24 protein-coding genes are annotated in these 24,812 nt (G+C 38.5%); 4 read left to right on the top strand and 20 right to left on the bottom strand.

Annotated features, from left to right (window positions below; all coding sequences use genetic code 11):
- Positions 1–11: 11 nt before the first annotated feature.
- The 4 genes from AC2SLN_RS07995 to AC2SLN_RS08010 all read right to left on the bottom strand — a co-directional run bounded on the left by AC2SLN_RS07995 (position 12) and on the right by AC2SLN_RS08010 (position 4,053).
- A complete protein-coding gene (locus tag AC2SLN_RS07995) occupies positions 12–1,883 on the bottom strand; it encodes a WG repeat-containing protein (RefSeq protein ID WP_486550548.1) in 1,872 nt (623 codons plus the stop codon).
- Between the two features lie 334 nt (positions 1,884–2,217).
- Positions 2,218–3,159 carry an Abi family protein gene (locus AC2SLN_RS08000; RefSeq protein ID WP_486550550.1) on the bottom strand — a complete coding sequence of 314 codons (942 nt, stop codon included), beginning with the start codon at positions 3,157–3,159 and terminating at the stop codon, positions 2,218–2,220.
- A 193-nt stretch (positions 3,160–3,352) separates the two neighbouring features.
- Positions 3,353–3,496, bottom strand: a complete 144-nt coding sequence (locus tag AC2SLN_RS08005; protein WP_486550552.1) for a hypothetical protein — start codon at positions 3,494–3,496, stop codon at positions 3,353–3,355.
- A gap of 62 nt (positions 3,497–3,558) precedes the next feature.
- Positions 3,559–4,053 (bottom strand): hypothetical protein, encoded by a 495-nt coding sequence (locus AC2SLN_RS08010; protein ID WP_486550553.1) that lies wholly within the window; start codon positions 4,051–4,053, stop codon positions 3,559–3,561.
- Between the two features lie 140 nt (positions 4,054–4,193).
- Between AC2SLN_RS08010 and AC2SLN_RS08015 the strand changes: the two genes are divergently transcribed.
- Positions 4,194–4,769, top strand: a complete 576-nt coding sequence (locus AC2SLN_RS08015; protein ID WP_486550555.1) for a hypothetical protein — start codon at positions 4,194–4,196, stop codon at positions 4,767–4,769.
- Positions 4,770–4,988: 219 nt separating this feature from the next.
- Here AC2SLN_RS08015 and AC2SLN_RS08020 read toward each other — a convergent pair whose 3' ends face one another.
- The 9 genes from AC2SLN_RS08020 to ffh form a co-directional block, all read right to left on the bottom strand.
- Positions 4,989–6,722 (bottom strand): hypothetical protein, encoded by a 1,734-nt coding sequence (locus AC2SLN_RS08020; protein WP_486550557.1) that lies wholly within the window; start codon positions 6,720–6,722, stop codon positions 4,989–4,991.
- A gap of 47 nt (positions 6,723–6,769) precedes the next feature.
- On the bottom strand, positions 6,770–7,831 hold the full coding sequence (locus AC2SLN_RS08025) for a dsDNA nuclease domain-containing protein (RefSeq protein ID WP_486550558.1): 1,062 nt from the start codon (positions 7,829–7,831) through the stop codon (positions 6,770–6,772).
- A gap of 200 nt (positions 7,832–8,031) precedes the next feature.
- Positions 8,032–8,157, bottom strand: coding sequence for a hypothetical protein (locus AC2SLN_RS08030; protein ID WP_486550559.1), 126 nt, complete (start codon positions 8,155–8,157; stop codon positions 8,032–8,034).
- Positions 8,158–8,405: 248 nt separating this feature from the next.
- Positions 8,406–9,410 (bottom strand): IS110 family RNA-guided transposase, encoded by a 1,005-nt coding sequence (locus AC2SLN_RS08035; protein WP_495057325.1) that lies wholly within the window; start codon positions 9,408–9,410, stop codon positions 8,406–8,408.
- 281 nt (positions 9,411–9,691) lie between these two features.
- Positions 9,692–10,804, bottom strand: a complete 1,113-nt coding sequence (locus AC2SLN_RS08040) for a lipase secretion chaperone (protein ID WP_486548321.1) — start codon at positions 10,802–10,804, stop codon at positions 9,692–9,694.
- Between the two features lie 334 nt (positions 10,805–11,138).
- Positions 11,139–12,227, bottom strand: a complete 1,089-nt coding sequence (locus AC2SLN_RS08045; RefSeq protein WP_486548320.1) for an esterase/lipase family protein — start codon at positions 12,225–12,227, stop codon at positions 11,139–11,141.
- A 255-nt stretch (positions 12,228–12,482) separates the two neighbouring features.
- The gene (locus AC2SLN_RS08050; protein ID WP_495057326.1) at positions 12,483–12,692 is read right to left on the bottom strand and encodes a hypothetical protein; all 210 of its coding nucleotides are present in this window, start codon (positions 12,690–12,692) and stop codon (positions 12,483–12,485) included.
- 244 nt (positions 12,693–12,936) lie between these two features.
- A complete protein-coding gene (locus AC2SLN_RS08055) occupies positions 12,937–13,098 on the bottom strand; it encodes a DUF2256 domain-containing protein (protein WP_486548319.1) in 162 nt (53 codons plus the stop codon).
- 78 nt (positions 13,099–13,176) lie between these two features.
- Positions 13,177–14,721 carry a signal recognition particle protein gene (ffh, locus tag AC2SLN_RS08060; protein WP_486548318.1) on the bottom strand — a complete coding sequence of 515 codons (1,545 nt, stop codon included), beginning with the start codon at positions 14,719–14,721 and terminating at the stop codon, positions 13,177–13,179.
- Between the two features lie 612 nt (positions 14,722–15,333).
- On the opposite strand from ffh, the gene AC2SLN_RS08065 reads away from it, so the two are divergent.
- Complete coding sequence (locus AC2SLN_RS08065; RefSeq protein WP_486548317.1) at positions 15,334–16,125, top strand: cytochrome C assembly family protein; 792 nt, start codon at positions 15,334–15,336, stop codon at positions 16,123–16,125.
- A gap of 302 nt (positions 16,126–16,427) precedes the next feature.
- On the opposite strand, the gene AC2SLN_RS08070 is transcribed toward AC2SLN_RS08065, so the two are convergent.
- Positions 16,428–18,491, bottom strand: coding sequence for an Ig-like domain-containing protein (locus AC2SLN_RS08070; RefSeq protein ID WP_486548316.1), 2,064 nt, complete (start codon positions 18,489–18,491; stop codon positions 16,428–16,430).
- 555 nt (positions 18,492–19,046) lie between these two features.
- Here AC2SLN_RS08070 and rpmB point away from each other — a divergent pair.
- Positions 19,047–19,283 (top strand): 50S ribosomal protein L28, encoded by a 237-nt coding sequence (gene rpmB, locus AC2SLN_RS08075; protein WP_486531368.1) that lies wholly within the window; start codon positions 19,047–19,049, stop codon positions 19,281–19,283.
- A 50-nt stretch (positions 19,284–19,333) separates the two neighbouring features.
- Positions 19,334–19,489 (top strand): 50S ribosomal protein L33, encoded by a 156-nt coding sequence (rpmG, locus tag AC2SLN_RS08080; RefSeq protein ID WP_486531367.1) that lies wholly within the window; start codon positions 19,334–19,336, stop codon positions 19,487–19,489.
- 200 nt (positions 19,490–19,689) lie between these two features.
- Here rpmG and AC2SLN_RS08085 read toward each other — a convergent pair whose 3' ends face one another.
- The 6 genes from AC2SLN_RS08085 to AC2SLN_RS08110 form a co-directional block, all read right to left on the bottom strand.
- Positions 19,690–20,025, bottom strand: coding sequence for a hypothetical protein (locus AC2SLN_RS08085; RefSeq protein ID WP_486548315.1), 336 nt, complete (start codon positions 20,023–20,025; stop codon positions 19,690–19,692).
- A 332-nt stretch (positions 20,026–20,357) separates the two neighbouring features.
- Positions 20,358–20,669, bottom strand: coding sequence for a hypothetical protein (locus AC2SLN_RS08090; protein ID WP_486548314.1), 312 nt, complete (start codon positions 20,667–20,669; stop codon positions 20,358–20,360).
- A gap of 146 nt (positions 20,670–20,815) precedes the next feature.
- Positions 20,816–21,136, bottom strand: coding sequence for a hypothetical protein (locus AC2SLN_RS08095; RefSeq protein WP_486548313.1), 321 nt, complete (start codon positions 21,134–21,136; stop codon positions 20,816–20,818).
- A 96-nt stretch (positions 21,137–21,232) separates the two neighbouring features.
- Complete coding sequence (gene rpe, locus AC2SLN_RS08100; RefSeq protein WP_486548312.1) at positions 21,233–21,928, bottom strand: ribulose-phosphate 3-epimerase; 696 nt, start codon at positions 21,926–21,928, stop codon at positions 21,233–21,235.
- 83 nt (positions 21,929–22,011) lie between these two features.
- On the bottom strand, positions 22,012–22,872 hold the full coding sequence (gene fghA, locus AC2SLN_RS08105; protein ID WP_486531362.1) for an S-formylglutathione hydrolase: 861 nt from the start codon (positions 22,870–22,872) through the stop codon (positions 22,012–22,014).
- Positions 22,873–23,058: 186 nt separating this feature from the next.
- Positions 23,059–24,174 carry an S-(hydroxymethyl)glutathione dehydrogenase/class III alcohol dehydrogenase gene (locus tag AC2SLN_RS08110; RefSeq protein ID WP_486548311.1) on the bottom strand — a complete coding sequence of 372 codons (1,116 nt, stop codon included), beginning with the start codon at positions 24,172–24,174 and terminating at the stop codon, positions 23,059–23,061.
- Positions 24,175–24,812 lie beyond the last annotated feature (638 nt).

A 24,812-nucleotide genomic window follows, 5' to 3' on the forward strand; every position in this document is an offset into this window, starting at 1 on the left:
CATCATTATAATCAATCACTACTGGTATCATCTACGACATCAGCTTCTTCAAACAATCCATTACCACTCCATATCTCACTAATGACATTTCCATATTTATCAATGTGTCTAGAATAGATAATTACTTCATCAGAATGACAAGAAATACGATTACCACTATCATCAGTGCAAATATCCACCTGCATGGTACCATTTTTGAATGGAGGGGCTATTTGATCAAACTGATAAGGTAGTACGAATTCGCCATGTACAGTCATAAATCCCCATTTGTCATTTTGTTTTACCCCCACCATACCCTCTGATACCCTAGTGATATTATCGAACTTAACAGGAAGTACCACACTACCTTGACTGCTGACCATACCAAACGTCATATCAAAGTTTTCTCTGTCTCTTAAAGAATCTATGTAAAACGATCTATTATTACAAGTCAAAGTTTCTGAGTCTAAATTCATTTTATCATTAGCTGCATTCTCCGCGTCAGCCACTAACTCATTTTCTGCTTCTGCCTCTGCTCCAAGTCCGATATCATTGTCAAATTCGACGTAACGATAATCTTTACAAAGTGGCACATTGCCCTTTTGTTTAGCCACTATTGCATATCCCTGCTCGAAACTACTAATTGCATCATATTCAAAAGGAATGATGTTATTACCTAGAAAGTCTATAACCCCCCATTTACCATTAAGCATGACAGGTGCTAAACCATCTTTGAATGGTCTAACGTCTTCATACTCTACCGTGATAACTTCTTCTCCTAGGGTATTTATAAATCCCCATAAAACCAGATCGTCTTGGGGGTTAAGGGTTTGATCACGTTCTTTGTAATTACCAACGATTGCAAGACCTTCATTAAAGTCATGAGCATGATCATAGCCAACTGGCATAAATGTATTAAACGTATCAAGATATCCCCACTTCCCATTAAGCTTAACTCGAACCAAATAATCTGATGATACCCCGATAAAATCATAAATTAATGGAACATGATGATTATTTATATCATATATTCCATACTTACCCTCTTTAGAGACTTTAAAGCGATTTTCACTTATGATTCCTACCTCATCAAATTCAACCGGGACAACAATATTCCCTTTTTTATCGATGGCTCCCATTTTGCCATCCTTAACGAGAGGTAACCAATTTCTGTCCGTCCATTCGGAATCTGAATAAAAGCCACTAGGCTCATATTCAACAGGCAATATCATCCGACCTGAATAATCATATACTCCCATTTTGTCATTTTGAAAAGCCAATATAATATGGTCTTCAGTATCAATTTCATCAAATATAACGGGTAATACTGTTTCACCTTTTTGATTAATAGCTCCTTGCCGTCCTTGTAACTCAACCGTTGCAATCACTTCTTCGTTAAGCTTTGGGTAACCAAAACCATAAATGATATTGTCGAATTTTGGCTCTACAATAATCTCACCTTTGATATTAATATATCCCCATTTATCATTTTGTTTAATCTCTGCTAATCCTTTAGCACCAAAACTCCTTGCATCTTGAAAATCAAATTTGGCTATCTGTTTATTATCAGTATCGATAATTAGCCAATGCTCACCTTTTTTAACAAGCGCTCTACCCATTACAAACTCAACGGGAGTGTCATACTCTACAGGAATGACTATTTCGCCTTGACGATTCACGGCACCGTATTTATTTAATAGTTGGTTTTCTACAGAAGCTAACTCATCGTTAAATGTGCAAAATGCAATTAAACTTAACTCTTTAGGAAGCTGATAACCTTTATCAAGTTGACAACTAAAGTTTGCTTGTGCTTGTAAAGGAATGAGTAAAATAAAAATAGGAAAGATATAGAAAGCTTTTAAGATCTTGTTTACTACCGAATTATCTAAATTAAGGGATTGCATAGACTTATGGTTTACCAAAGTAGGGTTATTAATTGTGTGTATTAAATAATTTAAAAATACAGTATATAATCTTTTTATTAAACAATCTTAATAGACTTATAATTATTTTGATAATTGCATATAAGCTAGCTGAACGCACAATGACTGGGATATGAAGACGGCTGATAAGTGGTTAAATCCGAATTTGGCATAGGCGTTGGTTGTTCAAATTTAGCAATTGCTAAATAATGCTTGTTTACACCCCTGTCATTAACTATAATAGATCTCAACAGCACCGCCACCTCTACTTATTGAGTTTATCTCGATAAGAAATGTGGCGGTCTTCTATTGTCCTTTAGAAATCCCAATACTCCCAACCTTCAAAGCCCATATCTTTGATAGAAATAGCATTATTTCGGGGTGTCGGAAAGTTCTGTAAATGTATTTCTGCCCGCTTATACCAAGAAGCCCTTGGGTTGATAATACTGACTAGATGTTTCATCAGACATATATAGAAAAAAATCTTACGCCTATCTAATGACTGCCATAACTCCCCTTTCCGAATATTCTTCGCAGGTTTAGATATATTCGTATTCCATAATCTCGAATGATGAGCGCAAATATTCCTTACGAGGTTCAAAGCATGCATCCAACTTGAAAAGACATCTCCACTAACTCCATAATTGTTAGCAATGTCTTGACGATGCTTAAATTTCATACCTGAATATAACATCGAAATAGAACCGAAATCTAACACTTCAACAGCGACCCAAATCGGTATCCCATCATATTTATCTAGGTGATGTTTGATTAGTGATTGTTTGTTTGAACGTCTGATTTGTTGCTCATAACGGTTTAACCACATTTCGTGTTTAGACTTTCTATGATGGATATCCACTTTCGTAAAATCTCCATCCAAAAATTTTTTATGCAAATGTGCTTCAGGGTGTGACCGCCCTAAGATATGAGCGACTTCTGTTCGCAAAGCCATTTCTATACGCTCTAACGCATCTAAACAGATTAATCTTAGATCTTTATCAAACTTATATAGGTTTAAAATGTCATCAAAACTGGTGCCTGATATAAACTTATCGCTTCTAACTTTATGTCTAATAGGGATTCGAAAAGGATACCAATATCCACTAAGTCGATAATAACTAAGGCATGAAAGATAATGTTTTGCACGCTCAAAATCATGAATAATTAAACCTCTATCCTCAAGCAGGTTTAATTGGTTCTCAAAAGATTGCCAAGGCTTACAGGTTTGTTTTGGGGCTGGGCTTGTTGTTTGTTTCAAGAAAGTTTTTCCAATGAATAGCAAGCTAAAATGCCATCATAGCATTAAACTTTCATTAAGACTTAATTCGTCTAGTTGTGATACAGGAGTTGTCGCATTAGGTTTGTGACACTCTATTAATATTAATTTGCAGGGATAATAGGGTATGAAAGTCGCATAAAAGTGGTTAAATCCGAACTTGTAGCTGATCCTGCTATCCGCTTGTATCTTGGCTTGCACAGGGGCGGTCGCTAATAGCAAGGGTTGTTCCTGACTCAGCGATAACGCCCCTTCCTAAGCGTCCGCAACCCTGTGCTGTACCAAGTATACCCGCTACTATCAGGGCTAGCGGTGACATCGAGTTCTTGCATATACTTATCGTGATTTGAGTTTGGCTATCTTTAAAGCGTAGATTTTACCTTATGGATAAAACAATACCTGATATAATGCTTCGATATCATCGAATTTCATGAACTGACCTTTATTAATCGTTCGAATATTAGGGCGTTCGGCTTTAATACCACTAGCATTACCTTTTACGTGTTTGGCAACTTTGGCATTCTCTAGACTTGTTAATGGCTCTCCTGCTTTACCCCCATAATAATAAAATGAGCATAACTCTAATGAGTCCTCATCGAACACTACCCAAATAACACATCCCGAAGGCTTAGACGCTAGATTGATATGCACTTTTTGATTAGAGGTTTTGCCACCCAGTTTTGATGCTTTTAGTTGAATATGGCGAAGGATGTTATTATTCTCAAGCACTATATCATAGCCAGAATTGTCAACCTCAGCCTTCAAAACCTCTAATTGACAGTCCCCTCTTTTCCAAGATATTTTGAGCATCTCACTAATAAATAGGTGCTCTATTAATTTTTCTCGATAGCTCGAATGTATCGTGTGTCTGCTCATATATCTTTTTCCTAGCGATAGATGGTTTGATGACACTTTAATAGATTAATAGAGCTAAGCGTAACTTGCGTCATAAAGCTTTGCAAACCTCTTCAGCCATGAGTTACTCTAAATGTAATCTGGTTAAAAAAGGTTGTACTATGTTAAAGACATGGCTAAGTAAATGGCGACAAAAAAGAATGATGAAAATCGAAGATGCCTTTGAAGTATTTGATAATTATTTAGAGGCGGTAGTAAATAATATAGGTGGTCAAGAATATGACATGCGCTACGAGCTTTTGCAGGTGTCCTTCTTTTTAATAAGCACGGAGTTTGCTGCTCCTACTCATCAATTCAACCAACATGTTGCTCCCTATTTTAATCTACCAAAAGTAAAACAACAAATTGACTGTAGCGATATGTCGGGGACTGAGGTATGTACTTATACTCTAAGCTATAAAGATAAGGTTTTGTCTTGGAAAGAGACCCCTACTTTACTTAGCGATGAGTTTGAAATTTTTATGATGGGTAAATTACTGTCAGGGGATATTGAGTTACGCTTAGAGATTGCATCCAAAGAGCAAAGCGACCGATGTTTCTATGCGCTCACCTCGGATATTTGGGAACAATTGGAAGTTAAATACGGTCAAGAGATTGTCCGCAGTCTTTTTACGCCAATGCCAGCGCAGTTTTATGAACCTGATTATGATTTTAAAATGGTAAGTTCTACTCTTTAAAAAAAGCCATCGCAACTGGTCTAAGTCGACAGAATAACTTCTTCTATCTAGACTTAACCGCTTCTCCGATGTGAAGTTTACTTATAACGTTAAATTTATACTAACCATAGAGTGTGCCGTGTGCACCAATTAAATTTAAATGAGTATACTAAATTCTTTAAGGTAGAGGTGCGCGGGACGCACCCTACTTAACAAATAAAAGATTAGCTCAGGATATATTTAGATATAGTCTTCAAACAATTCATAGAAACTATTAACAATTCTCTCATGTTCGATGAAATTAGTAGATGAAAGCAATTGATGCCTATCAAGATTTATTACTTCTGCTTTTTGCTTATATTCTTCAAGTATATTATTAGGCATGGCACAAATAAATAATTGAGCATCTTGTGGTATATCATTGTAGAAGTAGTTAAGTATAGATTGGTAATTTGTTTCTGCTTGTTCTTGTTGGTTAGGCGTGTCAATAATCATAGGAGCTATAACTTCAATATCGGCAAAGTTTATCAAATTATATATAGCGATGTTGTAAGCTAAAAAAACCCTTTTTCTATCAGCTGAACCGCCTGAGCTCCCTTTAACTTTATTATAATCAGTTGGAGTTTTTATTTTAGATGTTTCTAACTCGTTAACTTTTAGTTTAATCTTAATGTCATATAACTCTTTTTGAAATTGTTCATCTAAATCTTTTTTATTCTTTTTAGCTAGCTTCTTTTGTTCTTTATTAAGCTCTTTATGTTTATCTTGCTTTTCTTTTACTTCAGATTTCTTTATATTTAGAACATTCGTAACTTTAGATTGAATTGAGTAAGATGCTAATCCATCGAAATAGTCTGAGAGTTCGCTATCATCATTACCAATCTTAATTTTGTACTTTTGATTGATTTCATTAATTAATTGCTCCATTTCATTTAACTGTCCTTGGGCTACTTTTATCTCTTCCTTTATAAATATGATTTGTTTTTCTAATTCATTAGCGTGTTTTTCGGCTAAAGATTTATCTTCTAGTATAGATGCTCTATTCAATATAGAGTTATCATGTATGATTCCACAAGTTGGACATTCAAATCTATCTTCTATATATTCAGTTGCAAAAATATAATCAGCTTCAATTTCGGAACTAGCTTTGAAAGCAATTTCATATTGTGAATTTAAGTAATGATGGTCTGACTGTAACGAAGAGAGTTTCAATAATAATCCTTCTTGTTTTCTCAATAGGTCATTTAATTCGACTCTAACCTCCTCTTCAATTTTTTTAAACTCACTTGGTTCAATAGTTAAGTTATGGAATGGCAAATATTCATTTATGGTGGATAGTGTAGTATTTATTTCATCTAACTTTCTTGTAGCAACCTGCTCCTCATCTTTTGTGATAGCAATTTCTTTTGAGAGCTCAAAATACTCACTGGTAAGATAACCCGTGTGTGCTTGTACTATAGTTCTTTTCCAGTCCTTGTATTGCTTTAAATTTTCAAAGTCTTCCCAAGTATCATTCCAACCCTTGTCTTGATCAATATAGTACGGTAAAAAGTAATAAGATGGGGGTGGAGTCTGAAGATTTATAGGCTCATTGATGTCAGATTTTCTTGCAGGTAGTAGAGCTTTAAAGTTAACTAACGAAGCGAAAAAATCTGAGTATTCACCTGTTATTTTGTGAAATCTTCTTATAACTCCTCCACCTTTGTAGAAAATATTACTACCATCCCTTAATATTTGATGTTCAACACCACCAATCGTAAAATTAACAAGGCTGACACATCCTAGTGCAGTCCACTCTTCATCTAATAAAGGTTCGCAACCAAATGTCCATAATAGAACTTTAACTAAGGTAGATTTACCTTGGCTATTACTGTTAGCGGTTATGAGGTTTTTTTGCAAACCGAACTTGAATAGATTGGATAATCCTTTCTTTTTGGACAGCAATATGATTTGCTGGAACTTTAATCTCTTCATATTTACCCAGTCTTAGATTTCTAATTAATAATTTGTAGTTACGTGTGCTATTCATAGTTGATCACTCTTTGTACGATGCAGTAAATTGAAGCAACTTTCATATCTACATTATCTATTTCTATACTTTCTATAATTGAGGGAATTGTCGAAGATGAAATATTTTTGAGTTCAAAATTATTCTCAACCAAGTAGCTTTCTATCTTGTCTATAGCGTTAAGTAAATGCCGAGCTTTTTTAAAAACAACATGTGAATGAAAATTCTCTAATTTTCTTTTTAAAGAAGCTTTTTCATAACTTTTAATACCTAAGTCTAATGCAATATCATCAAAAGCATCTTTAATGTTTTCAAAACCAGTAGATGTATTTTTTTTAAGTACGGCTTCAACCTGCTTACAAGTTAAACCCTTATTTGATACAAAGCTATCCCAATCTTGGTAATCATAATTATTAGTTCCTTTCCTTTGTAGTGTATCTATCAAAACAGTATAGGAGTCATTAGCATTACTAGGTTTACCATTAAAAATATCTGAGGAAACTTGAGCTATCCGTCCAATTACACTTTGTTCCATAGATATGTGGTCAGAATAAAGATTTGAACTTAGAAGTTTTAGTTTATCAATATTGACCTCATCGCCGAACTCTGAAGTAATGGCATTTTTTAGCATTATTAACGATGTTTCTTTAAGGTCTGTAGTTCTAATTTCTTCAAGGTTCATGTCATTGGACAAGTGCTTCTTAAGACTAAAGCCCTGAGAAATAACTAGGTTTATACTTCTTACTTGTTCTTTATATGGCTTGTTATGTACTGACGATATACATTTTCCTATTATTGAATCTTTGAATGTCTTTTTCTTATCAGGGGGTTTCATTATAGATTCTAGTGTCTTACGTGTAGTATCTTTTATTTGATAGAAGTCAAAATTACCATCATTCATAAGGGAGTTTGAAAATACTACGTCTTCATGTACCTCAATAAAAATTATATAGTCTTCCCTATTTCTATGTTTCTCAAGTAATTCTGCTAATGCCCAGTGATACTGATAAAAATACTTAGTTAATGTAGTAGATCCAGAGGTTTCTCTTTGAGTTACTGCAAGTGGATTTTTCACATTAACTCCTTTAATTAAATTTAATAGTCAATTTTTTACTATAAGTATTCAATAAAATATTAATATTAGCAAGCGTAAGATGACATATCCAAGTCCTAGTATGGTGCGCCCTGCGCACCAATCATAATTTAAATAGTACGCAGGACGTACCCTACCACAGCCTATTCCAGATTTAAGGCAAAACCATCAAGGGAATCAACCTAACTACCTCCCCAATCCGCTGAATAACTACCCTCTTTTACAACTCTATGAAAACTTGAAGACTGCCAAGCTGCAACGTTGTCTACTAACCCCTGTTTGACAGGGTTGTAATGTAAATAATCCATTAAACTTAGCATTAATTGATGCGCAAGGCGCACCCTACAGATAAACTCTAAAAAAACGCAAACTTTGCCTTGGGGTGCGGTTTAGCCCCGATTGCAGCGGATATACTGCTTGTCTAGGCGAGCTGCAATGGCAGGGTTTGGATTGGCTACGCGAAGCAAGAGACAATACGAACCCTCAGCCAGTGCGTCGCCTAGATAAGCAGATAGTAGCGTAAAGATACCATCTTATATGTCAACTCAAATTACTATTAAATAGCAACTTGAGGTTTGTATTTGCTTTGGTGCTTTATCACACCATAGCAAATCTGTAATAACTTTCTCATACCTGCTATCAAAGCCACTTTTTTGCATTTTCCTCTCTTCAGCAGTCGCTCGTATAGTTGCTTAACATCAGGATTGCAACTAATTGCAGATAAAGCACACATAAACAACTTCGATCGTAGGTTGCCATCCCCTTTTTTACTAATACGGCTTCTTCCTTTAAATATTCCTGACTGTATATGTATAGGGGTTAATCCAACAAATGAGGCACATTGTGAAGCATCCTTAAAGTCTTTAGATAGGAGTAACGACAATACATTCGGTGCGACTGTCTTACCTATGCTTGGAATGCTAACTAGGTTGTCATAGCCTGACTTTAAGTCAGGATGATTATCTATGTGTTTATCTATTTTGGCTTGGATGATCTCTATTTGTTCGTTATAAGTGTCTATCACTTGTTGTATAGATTGGGCGATATCGTTGTCATAGCTTTTTCTAGATTCAACTTTTTCTAAACGGTTGCTTTCTCGCTTTTTATCCGCCTTGAGCGTGTCTAAACGGTCTAGCAGATACTTGAGCTTCCTGACGTGCTCAGGTTCTGGCTCCCATGCTTTAGGGTGCCTTGTATAGGCGTATTGCACGAGTACGTACGCGTCTTGTTTGTCGGTTTTATGATGACTGCCGATGGCACCTGCAAATTGTTTGGCATATGCCGGATTAATAACGGCTACTGTGTAGCCTTTACTATGTAGATCATAGGCTAGGTTCTCATAGTATATGCCTGTGGCTTCCATGATGATAAGACACTCATCCGGTTTCTTGTTTGTGCTTTGCTTAGCTAGCCATTTGGTAAAGATTGCAAAGCCTTTTTCGTCATTAGTAAAGGTTTTACTGTTGGCTTTGTTTTTAACTTTTTTACCGTCTCTGTTTAGCCATGTTGCGTCAAATTTAGCTTTGGATATGTCAATTCCAACGTATACTTGATAGGTCATTTCTTTGCATTTCCCTTGTGAATACAGTGTCTCTTAGTTTTAATTTCTAAGGCACTTTGATACCATTCAATCTAAAGAAATACAGGTAGAGGGCTTTATCTTTGCGTCGAGCTCTTTGGCTATAGCGGGATCACTAGCTCACTCTACCTGCTACCATAGCTATGGTTAACTCTTATCTATGGTTTTTTTAACATACAAGCGGGAAATAGCTACATCAGAAAGCAATGAAAAAGGCTTAAGCCAGTACAGTGCAAAACTTTAGTACCAAAACTGACACAGGCTTATTTGTCATTACCGGCTTTTTGTTGTTGCAAGGCTGCATATCCTGTGAGGCGTTTGCGCTCGGTGTCATTAAATAATTGTTTTTCGAGTTGCTCTATCTGCATCTTTACTTGTGCTTGATCGGTATTTTCACTGAGCAGACGCTGTTTTTGGGTTTGATATTGCTGAAAGCGGTTATCAAAGTTGGCGTTTTCTGCATCCAAATTGGCCAATCTTTTCGCTGCTGGCGCACCCACCAATGCTTTACGCATATTAAAGAGTGCCTCAGCGCTGGCACCTTCAGCTTGCATTTGCTCGGTACGGGTAATCAGCTCATTTAAGTTGGATTGCTGTTGGATATTTGCTTTGATTTCATTGTCTGGCATACGGCTAATATAGTCCTGCTTGGCCGCTTCTTTTTGCGCGTCAGTCATTTGTGTGTTTTGCTCAATCCTAATGAGCGACATACTATACTCATCATACTCATCGTCAACACTAAAGAAAGCGTCAATGGTTGGTTTATCAAAGAACTGCTGACGGAGCGTGGTTACATCTCGCTTTTTCTGAGCCACTGCATTGAGATCCAGTTTGCCACTTTGGGTCGCCTGCAATTGTAAATGTCCATATTGCTTTTCTAACTCAGGTATCGCTTTAAGATAAGCAACATATTGATGAAATATGGTAATGGCTTGGCTGGCGGCAGGCTCTGGCGTATGACTACGGATATACGTTTCTACTCGGGCAACGATGACTGCGTCGTCCTCTTCGCCCGTGGCAGATAAGAAATAGTCGAACAAGCGACGCAAGCCCTCGGTAACGACTAATTGTTTGTTTTGGTCTATGATGATTTCGCCATCGACATCGGTCCCTTGTAGCGAGCGTGGCAAGTTTTCAAGGCCTGTGACCATATCCGTACTACTCTGAGCAAAGGTAGATGCATCTTGACTATTATGGGTATCTAAGTCATCTACCGCGGTCATATCCGGGTCATTTTGGGGGCTTAAAGAGCTCACTTGTGAAGAATCAATGGCGTTTTGTTTGGGTTTAAACCATGCAATGAGTACCACGGTAAAAACAATGATGAGGACAATAATAATGATTTGAAAATAGGGTATACGACGAGTATTTGACATGGCAATAGCTTATTAAATTAATCGGTTTCGAGAGTATAGTGATAAACCATAGAATGGCGAGTCACCATAGAATAATGAAAAACAATAGGGTAATAAAATGCAATAGGATAGTGGTAAAATGCGACGTAGTGGTAGTCAATAAAAAAGAGGCCAAACTAAGATCAGTAGTGACATACGGTACTCATAAACGTAACATAAATATAAATAGGGCCAACAATGTTGACCCTGTATTCAGTCTAACTATTTTTAGTCTGGCTACTTAGCTAGTTAGGTCTAAGCCAGTTGTTAGATCTAAGATAGTTGCTAGGTCTAATATAGTTGTCCAGCTGTTAGTTTACAGCTGTGAGTTTTTAAGACGGTTAACATGAGTACGATATACTGTCTTAGGATTGGTATGACCCCAAGCCACCATGCCAAACAGTTGATTGACAATGTCTAAGTGATTCATTTTATAGTCATCTCTGATAACGTGACCCAGACGACTAGAACAAGCAGAAACTAGGCCATCGTTAGGATTACCTTCAAAAGTTAAGGCCGAAGCTGCAAACACATAATCGGTAACGTCAGTGATATTAGTGATCTGACCCACACCACTAAACGAATAATAATCAATGCCATCCACGCGCGTATCGACTGGCTGACCACAGTAGCTGGCAGGCAAAGCAGCGGGGTATTTTGCATTAAAGGTTTTCATGTTTTCAGCTGAAAATGACTGCACTGCTGCCCAACCATCTTGATCCTGCAATTGGTCAAGTGGGATACCAGAGCCGACATCCATAAAGCCCCCAACAAAGTTAAAAAAGCCTATGACTGCCTCAGATGCTGGGTTAAACTCGCCTTCAGGGAAACCATCTTCTGAACTGCCATTAACTATCTGATCAATGACCCAGTCAGCCATTGCTGAGCCTTGCTGTGGGCTGGCAACTGCCGTCACAGAAGCCACGTAATTGGGTTCCACAGCAGCAACATAGCGAATATCATGACCGCCATGGCTATGGCCAAATAGGTTTACCTTTGGGCTTCCGGTAATGGCGGAGATGGTTTTTACTTGCTGTAACAGCTGCTCGCCACGCACTTCGCTGGCATTAAGCGATGAGGTCTTGGTGGCGTAAACCTCTGAGCCACCACGCATCAAGGTTTGCGGAATACCATAAAAATAATCGATAGTCCCAAACAATTTAGTCCAACCGCCTAAGCCGTGAGCCATGACAATTGGGTATTTTGTTTCTGTATGCTTAGATGTCAAATATTTGGTGCTGACCAATTGACAGCCTGTGGCATTTGCACAGTTATAATAATGACCAGCAGCTTGAGCAGAGCTTGTTTGCACGGTCATTAACACGAGGCCAGTGCTAAGGGCACTAAGGGTAGGTAATAGCTTTTTCAGCGATAACGCCAGGTCGAGAGAGTTCTTGCCTTTCATAGCAACATCCTTGTAATAATTAAGATCAGTCATCCTTGACTATGGCTATCCAAATGACTTAATACTAGCCATAAGCATAAAGAAGTATTGCTAATTCGTTTAGCAATACAAAATACCATACGTCTATAAAGTTAAACTTTCAATTTTTTGTAGACATTTATGCCATATTTTCATGACTTTACAGTCATAGTTTAATAAGGTCTGTTGAATATTAAAATACCTCACTGGCGAAGACTGTTATTAAATAATGGGTTCTCAAGCCATAAACAGTGGCATTTTGGACGACAAATCTTTTAAATTAGAATTTGCGATATTTTGCTCTAAATAGTCCCACCCCACTCGATTACCGCTCTTACCTTTGAAAGTGAACTTAGTGTCTGGCATAGCTTTAGTGGTGCGCTGGTGGCGAACTTCTTTGTGCGAAAAGATAGAGGCAAGGAGTGATTGGCTAGGGCGTGTCCTCATTTTGAAAGTGGAGATAAAAATAAGATAAATCGCAGTCAGACAAGGAAAATGATGCCGTTAATATCGAGATATTTACTAGGGTCTGTTGAACATTCAAATGTGGAACTGGCGGAGGCTATTTTTAGCCTATTTAAATGTAATTGTGCGAATTGAGGACACGCCCTAGTATTTAAAGGTTATTGAGCGTTTAAGTTGCCGCATATTTTGCGGCAACTGCTTTTAAGTGTATTCGTCTACAACCCCCTTACTCTGGCTTCTCAACGCCCTCATAAGTTTTTATCCGTCGGCATCTATCCGAGCAATACACCATACTGTTCCAGTTTTTATCCAGCTTTTTACTCCAACTGAATTCTCGCTGGCAGACAGGGCATTCTTTTTTACGGACGTTCTTTTTCTTATGCGCCATAGAGGCAACCTTATCTTAAGCATCAACAAAAAGGCCAAGTCAAACGACTCAGCCTTAGGTTGAAAATAGTCTATAAACTTAGAAACGCCTTTTAAACTCTGGTGGCAAGTTCTTTTGAACGTCTTGTAACTGCTTTTCCATATCTTCTTTGCTTGGCATGCTGTTAGGGTCTAGGCCAAATGGTGGCATACCACCCATAGCTTGCTTTCCAGCTGATTTACCCGCACCGCCACCAAATAACGGACCACCACCGCCAGACGCGCCACCGCCCATGCCCGTTAAGCCCTGCATGGCTTTCATCATCTTACCAAGTCCTTCTGGCTTTGAGATCATCTTCATCATTTTAGCCATTTGCTTATGCTGTTTAAGCAAACGGTTGATGTCTTGGATTTGCTTGCCAGAACCCGCTGCGATACGGCGTTTACGGCTTGGGTTAATTTTATCTGGGTTTTTACGCTCGAATGGGGTCATGGAGTTGATAAGCGCTTCCATTTCACGCACTTTTTCTTCTGGCTTGGCTTCTTCTAATGCTTTTTGCATATCGCCACCGCCCATGCCCGGCATTTTGTCTAAAAAGCCTGCCATACCACCCATGCTTTTCATTTGTTGGAACTGTGTTAATAAATCTTCGAGGTCAAAGTCCCCGCCTTTCTGCATCTTTTTAGCCATCTTTTCGGCTTTTTCACGGTCGATCTTTTGTTCGACCTCTTCCACCAAGCTAAGGACATCGCCCATACCCAAGATACGTTGGGCAACACGCTCTGGGTGGAACGCCTCTAACGCATCTAGCTGCTCACCTCGGCCCAAGAACTTAATGGGTTTACCAGTAATCGCACGTACAGATAGCGCCGCACCACCTCGGGCATCACCATCGGTTTTGGTTAAAATAACACCCGTTAATGGTAGCGCATCATTAAAGGCTTTTGCCGTATTGGCCGCATCTTGACCCGTCATGGAGTCAACGACAAATAAAGTTTCTGATGGGTTAGCCGCCGCCGTTAAGGCTTTGATCTCATCCATCATCATCTCATCAATGTGCAAGCGACCTGCGGTATCGATGATAAGAATGTCTTGATATTGTAGTTTCGCCTCTTCTATTGCTCGCTTGGCAATATCAATCGGGTTTTCATCTGTGCTTGAGTTAACAAACTTAGCATTAACCTGACCCGCTACTTGCTCAAGCTGCTTAATCGCTGCTGGACGATAAACGTCAGCAGACACCAGCATGACCTTTTTCTTTTGGCGCTCTTGTAAATATTTAGCCAGTTTACCAGCCGTCGTGGTTTTACCCGCCCCTTGCAGACCAGCTAGTAAATAAACCACTGGCGGCTTACCAGTCATCTCTAGCTGTTGGTTGGCACTGCCCATCATTTCCGTTAATTCGTCATAAACAATCTTAACAAAAGCCTGACCAGGGGCCAGTTCTTTTAAAACCTCCTGACCTAAGGCTTGTTCTTTTACCCGTTTCACAAAATCACGAGCGATAGGCAGGGCAACATCAGCTTCCAATAACGCCATGCGAACTTCACGCAGGGTATCTTTGATATTGTCTTCAGTGAGCTGACCTGAGCCTGATAGTTTACGCAGACTGGTCGATAATCGTTCGGTTAAAGTATCAAACATAATGCTGTCTCGAAAAATCGTAAGTTATTTTCTAGGGTAACCAGATAGCTTGAGCAACCTGATAGAGTGCTATGGTTAAATATTCAGATTATTGTACAAACCTAATGGTTTGCTACTGTTAGCCGTATAGGAATAGGCTAAGAAACAAATCAAATAAGCTAAAAGCACAGTTTTGCTTAACAGTTATCGCAAATACGTATCATTCTATGCTAAATTAGAGCATAGTTATTAAAAAAGCATAGTTATTAGATTAGAGTAACTTTTTTCTATAGTACTTTTCTATAATAACTATTTATTATAGTAACTTTATCCATTGTTTATTTAGAAACGGTTAGTATCTGTTCGCTTCTATAAAATGGCATGTATAAAGCCACTGATGAGTAAGCTTGTATAATGATTGACGAATCACTGATAACGTTATTTGTTTACTATCATACATTAATGTCACACAATGTTATCTAGTCGCTAGATAAATGATAAGTTAACCATTATACACAATATCAAGGTCTGCTTATAAACCCAATTAATATCCTTAATATTGTACATCGCATTTCTATTAAATTGACATGCTGATTTAATCAGCTAAGACACCAGAGAGTTTAGGAAAAATTCGTGTTGCTTGCCTATATTATTGCACTTATTGCATACCTTATTGTTAGCCTACACTTATATTGGGCACTTGTACGTACCAAGCCTATTGCTAAGGGGTTTACTTTAGCTATGCTTACGGTGGGCTTAGTGGCTCACTCGGTAGTCTTATACCCTCATATTGCTACCATTTATGGATTAAACTTCAACTTATTTAATATCTTGAGTTTGACCAGCTGCTTTTTTCTCTTATTCTATCTGCTATTTTGCTTATATCGTCCAATCCTAAGCTTAGGTGTATTAGCGGTACCTACCGCTATTATTGGTTTAAGTCTAGGCTACTTTGGTACTGCCCCCTATAGTCCATTAAGCGATATTAGCGCTGGCTTAGAGGCGCATATATTATTATCTATAGCAGCCTATTGTGTTTTACTTATGGCGGCCTTTCAAGCACTGATCATGCGGTTTCAAATACGAGATCTAAAACATAAAACCGTACATCGATATTGGGTTAATAAGTTACCGCCCTTACAAAGCATGGAATCTGTATTGTTCGACATGATTTTAGCTGGATTTGTTCTGCTTACCCTAGCACTGGCTATTGGCTTTGTGTATGTTAATGATTTAATGGCACAGCATATTGCCCACAAAACCGTGCTCAGTGTGATTTCTTGGTTATTATTTGGTGGGTTATTAATTGGGCATTGGCAATCAGGCTGGCGAGGCCGTCGAGCGGCTAACATGACTATTCTCGCTTTTGTACTACTGGCCATAGGCTTTGTTGGTAGTAAGTTTGTTTTGGAAGTAGTATTGTGACCAAGAAACCTTTGTCATTTAGCCATGACTATATTGTGAACAATGGCATGGCCTTTAATGGGCTTGGTTAATGTGCAGATGCTTCTTTATAGCTTATAGCACTTAGGTTAAACCTTATAGCACTTGGGCTAAACATAGCGCATACATTATAAATAGCATTTGACATGCTATCAATTAACGGCTTACAAGCTATTTTGCTCGCTATCTTAAATGTATCGCTAACTTCATACGTGATATCTTTACCTAAATCCATCACTTTATAAAACCCCTAAGTAAGTCACTTAGGGGTTTTATGTTAGCCTCTACCCCTTATTAAAGTAGACTCGTTTTGTCGACTTAGTTGAGCTTGGAGCTGGTGTATTTACTATGATATCCATGTAATCATTGGGAGCACAGTTGTTGTAAGTAATCGTATATTTAACTTCAGAATTTAGCACCTGACCTCTGCCTAAATTCACGTTGTTAGGAACCGTCAAATAACCCTCAACTAATTCTGCCTCACAGGTAGCGTCGTTATCCTCTGTTTTATCTGTCGTATTAACCGCTATGCTAGTACCTGAAGGCATGCTCACAGTTTTAGCAGAATTACCATACATATTAAAATGTAGTTGTTTTGGCGTTGATTGATCAGTGCCAATTATATTTGCCCGAACATAATTAGAGATACCTTCAAATATAGGTTTATCATCAGCAAGACCTAAAACGGCTTGATAACGTAATGTGGCCTCTAACTCATTACTACAAGTGTTGCTAATATTAGGGTATGTAAAGAGTGAAGAGCCACAGGCTTGTGTTGACTGACCGCGGCGATAGATAAACTCGCCCTTATCAGCATCATATTTGTTATTTTCGTTATCATCTCTAAAAAAGCTACCAATATTAACAGAGAATTTGTCTGTACCTGGGGTGTACATATTATTACCATCAATATCTATATAGCTTTTTTCGCCTTCCACATAAGCAAGAATTGTCACTCGACTATCCAGAGGTCGCGGATTTTGAGTTCTGAATTCAACTGAACATGCGCCGTTTGTCGTGTTACAGTTCGGATCTATACTGCCGCCCTCACTCACAAAGCTAACCACCGTACCATCTGGCACAGGATTGCCAACTCGATCTACCAAACGAACGGTAACATTAGCGGTATCTCCATCAACACCCTTTGCTAAAACATTTTTAGTAAACGATAAACTGATACCATCTTGTACAGGTCGACCCGTGGCTACCGAAACATTTTTGGACAGTGCAAAGATATTTGGATTAGACTTAAGTGTTGCTTTAAGCTCTACAGGCCCAGGCAATGCACCCGGATAAATCGGCATGACTACCTTACCCTCAGAATTACTTTTAACGGTTTGCGGCATATGGTTTCGACGCTTGTAGAAACTAAAATCTGCTGGCGCTTGCACTTTACTAATAATCACATCTTTATTAGCCGCAGGCACACCATTGGCATAAACGGTAAATTCGAGCATACTCGCCATTGAGGTGCCACTATTAACGGTGCCTAACTTGATGTCCTCATTGGAGGTGTAAAGCAAAGCGTTTGCTTCCACACGTCCAATAGTGACGGTTACAGTCTTGGTAGCAGAGGTGTTATTGATTGGTGTTGCTGTAATGGTTTGAATGCCCTCACATAAAATACCATCTTCTCCGATAGCCTTATAGGTGGTCGTAATATTTCCTTGATTTGTGGAGGCAACAGATGAGTCGCTAAACGTACCACAAGTAGTGGCAAAGTTTACCGTGGTATTATTTTGCTTAAAATTACTATTCGCGTCTACCGTAACCAGTGTCAGGTTTGTTGTCTCGCCTGACTCAATAATAGGCTTTTCCGCTTTAAAATCATTAATAATAATATTGGCGGGCTGAATAGCAACGTTATAAGCATCAGATTTGACAATATTATCTTTAACAATAGCCGTTGCAGTCAGTTGATAACTACCCGTATCACTTGGGTCTTTAGGTCTTACTGAAATCGTGGCCTCTCCATCCGTATTGGTCAGCACTGCACCATTAGAGGTACCAAATACCACCCCTAACCCCTCAAAAGTGACTAAGGCACTAGTAATACCATTGCCTTGTTCATCGGTAACACTCACTTTTGCCATCGCCCCTTGGCTAGTAATGGTTCTAGTCGCATTATTATTAGCATCGTAAACCCTGATTTCACTGATCACAATACTATTTAGTGCGTCCTTATCAGAATCTTTGTCATTTGAATCTGGATTCCTATCAGGGATAGGCTTGATTGTATCAACTGTATTGCCATTACCACCACCTCCGCAGGCTGTGAGGGCAAGCACCATTGATAGTGCAGAAATTTTAATAACCTTGCGCGTATTCAACAAAGGGTTAACTAGCATAACAAGCCTCTTAGATTTAAAATCCGTATGATTCAAAATATTTTTAATATGATGGCAATAATCGAGAAGAGCATTGTAAATGACTTACTCATTTCTTTCGTGCTCTATTACTGAATACTCAATTATTTAATGAATGTAACTTTACTGTTTTTATTTGTCACTTACAACCTAATTGGCTTTCGAATTGACTATTTATGCTAATCTTTCCATAAAACCAAAGAATAAATATGAAATACAGGGACACCTTGCAGCCAACTATTTCTGCCATACATTTATTTATAAAATATGGGATAATAAATAACCAACTCGGTTGAAAAATTTTAAATAACGTGGTATAAATACGCCCTTAAATTTTTTAGCAGGTCACCCACTTTTCGTTGTGGCGATTAAAGGGTACGACCGCAAACTTTCTGTTAACATTTTATTTAAGTTTCAGTCCTCTGTGTCCATAGCCTCATTGTGATTTGTTATTTAAATAGAGTAAGACTGCATTTATAGCGTGACCGTGCTTGACACGTCACCTTATGTGTCTTACAACTTTATTAGGAGTCCGTCATGTCTCGAGTATGCCAAGTGACAGGAAAGCGCCCTGCGGTGGGTAACAACGTTTCGCACGCGAATAACAAGACCCGTCGTCGCTTTTTACCAAATCTACATAACCATCGTTTTTGGGTAGAGTCTGAAAACCGTTTTGTTCGTCTTCGTGTTTCTACTAAAGGTATGCGTATTATCGATAAGCATGGTATCGACAAAGTGCTAGCTGATATGCGCGCAGCAGGTCAAAAAGTATAGTCTATCTATACTTCCCGCCTCTGACTTTAAAACTTAAATAGGAAATCATCATGAGAGACAAGATTAAATTAGTATCTACTGCAGGTACTGGGTATTTTTATACCACAACTAAAAACAAACGTACTATGCCAGGTAAAATGGAGATCAAAAAGTTTGATCCTAAAGTACGTAAGCATGTTGTATTCAAAGAAGCCAAAATTAAGTAAGTTTTTGCTTTCTTATAAAAAAGGGTTTATCACGTAAGATAAACCCTTTTTTTATGCTTGGAGTGTATGACTACAGAGATTGTATGACTAGAGATAATAGAATAATGATTAACAAACAACGCACTCACTAATGTCACAAATCTCTTAAACTAAGAGGCGCTAAAATCAAAGGCAATTGAGCCTAATCTAATAGCCCCAACTTAACTAAAGTGTTCAGGCTGCTCGTCATACACATTAGCGTGCCATTGACTGAATTGCTTTTGCATAACGGCTTGAATAGCCGCATGTACCATTTGATGACCAATAAATTGGATATCACTTCCCAATACATCTTGAACCTTTGAAGAAAAATCAATGGTCACTAATGGATCTTCAGAATCACTCGTATCTCTAAGAACAATCTGCCCTTTATCATTTTCAGCCAGCTCTAGCACGGTCTCTTGCGCAAAGCCTTTACGAGATCTAGTCTCTTTAGACTCAGAGTCTGCCTCTATAGTGTCTTGCTTATAGTTGTCTTTTTCAGAATCGTACACCATGCTTAACCACCTTATCTAGCAATGTCTTATAATGTATACAATGGATGCTTTTACGCTGAATTTCAAGGGTTATCTTTTAATAAGCTATTCAATATAAATCATGACGCTGAGTTTTAACATAACTTCTCAAGTAAGCTTGCAGAAATCCTTTAACTCATTATAGAACCTTTAACTTAGCGTTTATTGCCTAAAATCCAAAGAAGGATGAGTATCCGCTTACTTAAAAGTACCCTAAACCGATTTAGTCATCGTATAAATTGGCAGCCCTATAAACTCAAAGCAGCCTGCAAAACAAAACCAAGGTATGGTAATTAACCAGAGGATTTTGTGAGTTAACGCCAATAACGCATTTTGGCTAACATAAACAATAATGCCACAAACATACCTAAATAATAGGCGTTTTTTAGCTCAAAAGTTGGGTCACGATACTTAAATGGTAATGCAACGGTCGCAGTGGCCGTTGGAAAAACAATCAACATTACTAACCAGTTTTCAAAAACGTATAACCAACCTTGCCAGCCCGACCCTTTACTGAGCCCAGCCAAACCGAACAATAAGCAGGCAATAACAAGTGACCTAATTAAACCCTTTGGTATGGTTTTAGGATAAGGGTAATAAAAAGAATTTGGATCAAACAATGACAAGGCTAAATCCTTAATAAAAGTGAGAGACTTTATAATAAGTTTAATGATAGGAAAACGTTAAGGACTAAATTGGCATGTTGATTTCTTTAAACCGGCGACTATCATTAAACAAGTGGGGGTTAATAACACTAAAACCAATTAAAACATCAGCTATACACACCCATTAACCACAGCATAGTAACACATGAAAGCAACCAGCCTAATGTCCAAGCGTTGCGCTTTTTTATATCAGTACCTTTCGCTTTATTCATGATAAGTGCCCCCAACCAAAATAATAGTGGATAGACAATAACAAAAGCAGGAACCAGAACAGCGGCATGCAATAGGACATCACTGACTGGCTCTCCAGCTATCAATCGAAAGCCATACCCAGCAACGCTTAACACAAATGCAAATATGGCTAGCCCAATAGTTACACCTATAGGCACTAAACTAGGATCACTCTTGTTTTGTGAATCTTGAGTCATACTGTCCCTTATTTTATGTCACTCTTATCTCTAATATATAGCAGATGCCTATACATTAGAGGGATAGTTAAGACATTAGAGGGGTAGTTAAGAGATTTAGACGCTTGTCGAACCAACAAGGCTCAGTTCATGACGCATGGCATCGATCGCCACTTTATAATCCTCATGATTGAATATTGCAGAGCCCGCCACAAACATATCGGCGCCTGCCTCGGCAATCTGTCTAATATTACTGGCTTTCACGCCACCGTCTACTTCTAAACGGATATCTCTACCGCTAATATCAATAAGCTTGCGTACTTGACGAATCTTATCTATTGTACTCGCGATAAAAGACTGACCGCCAAATCCAGGGTTAACACTCATAAGCAAGATTTGATCAACCTTATCCAGCACATAATCAAGATGATGAAGTGGCGCAGCAGGATTTAATACTAAACCACATTTTGCACCGCCATCTTTAATCATTTGTAATGAGCGATCGACATGATGAGTGGCTTCTGGATGAAAGGTAATGATACTTGCTCCTGCCTCTAAAAACTGCTCAATCATACTGTCTACAGGCGTTACCATCAGATGCACATCAATAGGCACATCAATCCCATAGTCCCGTAATGCTTTACAAATCATGCTACCAAAAGTTAAGTTTGGTACATAATGATTGTCCATAACGTCAAAATGAATGACATCTGCACCTGCTTTTAATACATTCTCCACTTCCTGACCAAGACGAGCAAAATCCGCTGATAATATCGATGGGGCTATTAAATATGGCTTTGATGCAGGGGTCATAATATGGCTACCTATATATTCATTTAGATGTTCATTTGGGTTCAGTTCAAATCATGCCAGATGTCTTAGTTTATTACGAAAACTTAGCTGTATCTCAGAGCGGCTTTAAAGTGGTGCTTGATATGGTCGTCAATGACCGTCTGGATAAAATAATAGCCATGTTCTGAGCCTGCATGATAACGTAAAGTTAACGGCTGCTCCACCTCTCGACACACTTTATGCAACATTTCTGGATTAAGATTGCCTTGATGATAGTACTCGTCATCGTTACCCTGATCCACTAGAATTGAATCATATTGGCTGCCAGCCGTTAAGATGGACTGAGTAGCATCATATTCACTTAATTGCCCTTCGCCTAAATAAGCGTTTAAAGCAACTGCGCCCCACTCTGATTCGCTGGCCACACACACGGGCGCAATGGCCGAAACACTGACAAACTTGCTTGGATATTTGAATCCAAACATCAATGCGCCATGTCCTCCCATTGAATGTCCCATGATACCAATACTGTTAATCGGAAAAAAATGACGGACTAACTCATAGAATTCATCAACAATATAAGTTTCCATCTTGTAATGGTCACGCCATGGCTCTTTGGTGGCATCTACATAAAAGCTCGCCGCTTGCCCCACATAAAAGCGGTCATCATCAGCCACATTGTCGCCCCTTGGAGAGGTATCTGGGGCAATAAATATAACCCCTAACTCACTGCATATTTTTTGAAAATGTGCCTTGAGTGTCACGTTATCTGGGCTGCATGTTAACCCTGACAAATACATCACTGCTGGACACGTTTTACCTACCAGCGCTTCGTCAGGTAAATAAATACTAAATGTCATTGTGGTATTGGTTGAGGATGACTGATGCGTATAGTAGCGTTGCTCGCCTTCAAAACAGCGATTATTACTTTTCAGCTCTAGACCTTTGGGATTAATTTTAGACATATTAGAGACCTATTTTTAGAGTTGTATTTTATTATTTAAATTAATAATAAACTGATCTTTATCTCTGTCTTTATAAAAATAAGACAGCACGCAGTTTATTATTTAGTACGGATCTTTTATATTGATAACTGATTTTATTTTTTAACATTCGTTTATTAGACATTCATTTAGTAAACAATGGCGCTATTAATAAACAATCACACTACGAATACACTCTGGATCATGCAAAAGCTCAAAACCTTTGTTGATTTCTTCATGGCTTAAAGTATGAGTAATCAGTGAATCCACATCAATTTTACCTTCCATATACCAATCTACAATAGTCGGCACATCGGTACGGCCTCTAGCACCACCAAATGCAGAGCCTTCCCACTTACGGCCAGTTACCAGCTGGAATGGGCGGGTACTAATCTCTTGTCCCGCTCCAGCAACGCCAATAATGAAGCTGCGCCCCCAGCCTTTATGGGTACACTCTAACGCTTGGCGCATAACCTCGACATTGCCAATACATTCATACGAATAGTCAACACCGCCGCCTGTCATTTGTACGATACGGTCAACGATACTCTCCCCTTTATCCAAATCTTTTGGATTGATAAAATCAGTCATACCAAAGCGGCGACCCCATGCTTCACGACTCGGATCAAGATCAATGCCGATAATACGCCGAGCACCAACCAGTTTCGCACCTTGAATAACGTTTAAACCAATACCGCCAAGCCCAAATACAGCCACAGTGGCACCAGCTTCCATTTTGGCACTATAAACCACCGCGCCAACACCTGTCGTTACCCCACAACCGATATAGCAAACTTTGTCAAACGGCGCATCTTTACGAATTTTGGCCACGGCAATTTCAGGAAGTACGGTATGCCGAGCAAACGTTGAAGTGCCCATATAATGCATAATAGGCTGACCATCAAGACTAAACCGAGAGGTACCGTCTGGCATTAGACCCTTGCCTTGAGTATCTCGAATCGCCTGACAAAGGTTTGTCGCTGGATGTAAACAAAAATCACACTCACGGCACTCAGGTGTATACAGTGGAATAACATGATCACCCACCTCTACACTTTTTACATTTTTGCCTACTTCCACCACTATACCTGCTCCTTCATGACCTAAGATGGCAGGGAAAACTCCTTCAGGGTCAGCACCTGACCAAGTATAGTAATCGGTATGACAAATTCCTGTCGCTTTAAGCTCAATTAAAACTTCGTTATCTTTTGGACCTTCAAGGTCAACTTCATGTAAGCTTAATGGTTTGTTGGCTTCCCATGCGATGGCAGCTGTGGTCTTCATGGCTATGCTATCCTTTTAATTTTTATCGTCTGATGATTTTGTTAACTGTCTACTTATTAGTTATTTGTTGTTAGGTACTTATTGAATGCATTAGAAGTTCATTAAGTTTGATTTTAACATAGCCAATATTTTTTGAAAGTAAGTCCTCGTTAGCAGGGTGTAACCTAATCCTTTTCTCATTTGGTTTTGAATAATCAATGTGATGGACAGCTGCTATTTAGCACGATCAACTATTAAAAACTAGAGTCCTCAACTTAGAGGTTAGCGCCTTGAACTCAACATGAATTGATAGTGTTGTTTTATCCCTACCCCTGCACCGAAACAAAACAATATTTTGTTTATTAATAATATTGGTGCATTTTTGGGGCTATTAGTGAGCGATTTTGTCGGTTACTATGACTCAGTTACTATGAATAAGGCGATGGCACATAATTTGTAACAACAACATAACTCATCAATTACTTTCAACGACTAAATGGTTATTTTAGCGTTTGGGACAAAAGCCGCAGAGCAAATATTATTTAAGAATTAATTACTATAAACAAACCTAATTTACCTAACTTGTAACAACAAAAGTGATAAATTACTTCCGATGACCTAGCTGTTACCTCATCAGTAGCTAAGTAACTAATTTACAA

It is taken from the genome of Psychrobacter sp. CX90 (genome assembly GCF_057396305.2).

What these genes read in the sequence shown, in the direction of transcription:
- AC2SLN_RS07995 (WP_486550548.1), bottom strand. Translation starts at nt 1,883, where the DNA reads ATGCAATCCCTTAATTTAGATAATTCGGTAGTAAACAAGATCTTAAAA.
- AC2SLN_RS08005 (WP_486550552.1), bottom strand. Translation starts at nt 3,496, where the DNA reads ATGTCACCGCTAGCCCTGATAGTAGCGGGTATACTTGGTACAGCACAG.
- AC2SLN_RS08010 (WP_486550553.1), bottom strand. Translation starts at nt 4,053, where the DNA reads ATGAGCAGACACACGATACATTCGAGCTATCGAGAAAAATTAATAGAG.
- AC2SLN_RS08015 (WP_486550555.1), top strand. Translation starts at nt 4,194, where the DNA reads ATGTTAAAGACATGGCTAAGTAAATGGCGACAAAAAAGAATGATGAAA.
- AC2SLN_RS08020 (WP_486550557.1), bottom strand. Translation starts at nt 6,722, where the DNA reads ATGAAGAGATTAAAGTTCCAGCAAATCATATTGCTGTCCAAAAAGAAA.
- AC2SLN_RS08030 (WP_486550559.1), bottom strand. Translation starts at nt 8,157, where the DNA reads ATGGATTATTTACATTACAACCCTGTCAAACAGGGGTTAGTAGACAAC.
- AC2SLN_RS08035 (WP_495057325.1), bottom strand. Translation starts at nt 9,410, where the DNA reads ATGACCTATCAAGTATACGTTGGAATTGACATATCCAAAGCTAAATTT.
- AC2SLN_RS08040 (WP_486548321.1), bottom strand. Translation starts at nt 10,804, where the DNA reads ATGTCAAATACTCGTCGTATACCCTATTTTCAAATCATTATTATTGTC.
- AC2SLN_RS08045 (WP_486548320.1), bottom strand. Translation starts at nt 12,227, where the DNA reads ATGAAAGGCAAGAACTCTCTCGACCTGGCGTTATCGCTGAAAAAGCTA.
- AC2SLN_RS08050 (WP_495057326.1), bottom strand. Translation starts at nt 12,692, where the DNA reads ATGAGGACACGCCCTAGCCAATCACTCCTTGCCTCTATCTTTTCGCAC.
- AC2SLN_RS08055 (WP_486548319.1), bottom strand. Translation starts at nt 13,098, where the DNA reads ATGGCGCATAAGAAAAAGAACGTCCGTAAAAAAGAATGCCCTGTCTGC.
- ffh (WP_486548318.1), bottom strand. Translation starts at nt 14,721, where the DNA reads ATGTTTGATACTTTAACCGAACGATTATCGACCAGTCTGCGTAAACTA.
- AC2SLN_RS08070 (WP_486548316.1), bottom strand. Translation starts at nt 18,491, where the DNA reads ATGCTAGTTAACCCTTTGTTGAATACGCGCAAGGTTATTAAAATTTCT.
- rpmB (WP_486531368.1), top strand. Translation starts at nt 19,047, where the DNA reads ATGTCTCGAGTATGCCAAGTGACAGGAAAGCGCCCTGCGGTGGGTAAC.
- rpmG (WP_486531367.1), top strand. Translation starts at nt 19,334, where the DNA reads ATGAGAGACAAGATTAAATTAGTATCTACTGCAGGTACTGGGTATTTT.
- AC2SLN_RS08085 (WP_486548315.1), bottom strand. Translation starts at nt 20,025, where the DNA reads ATGGTGTACGATTCTGAAAAAGACAACTATAAGCAAGACACTATAGAG.
- AC2SLN_RS08095 (WP_486548313.1), bottom strand. Translation starts at nt 21,136, where the DNA reads ATGACTCAAGATTCACAAAACAAGAGTGATCCTAGTTTAGTGCCTATA.
- rpe (WP_486548312.1), bottom strand. Translation starts at nt 21,928, where the DNA reads ATGACCCCTGCATCAAAGCCATATTTAATAGCCCCATCGATATTATCA.
- fghA (WP_486531362.1), bottom strand. Translation starts at nt 22,872, where the DNA reads ATGTCTAAAATTAATCCCAAAGGTCTAGAGCTGAAAAGTAATAATCGC.
- AC2SLN_RS08110 (WP_486548311.1), bottom strand. Translation starts at nt 24,174, where the DNA reads ATGAAGACCACAGCTGCCATCGCATGGGAAGCCAACAAACCATTAAGC.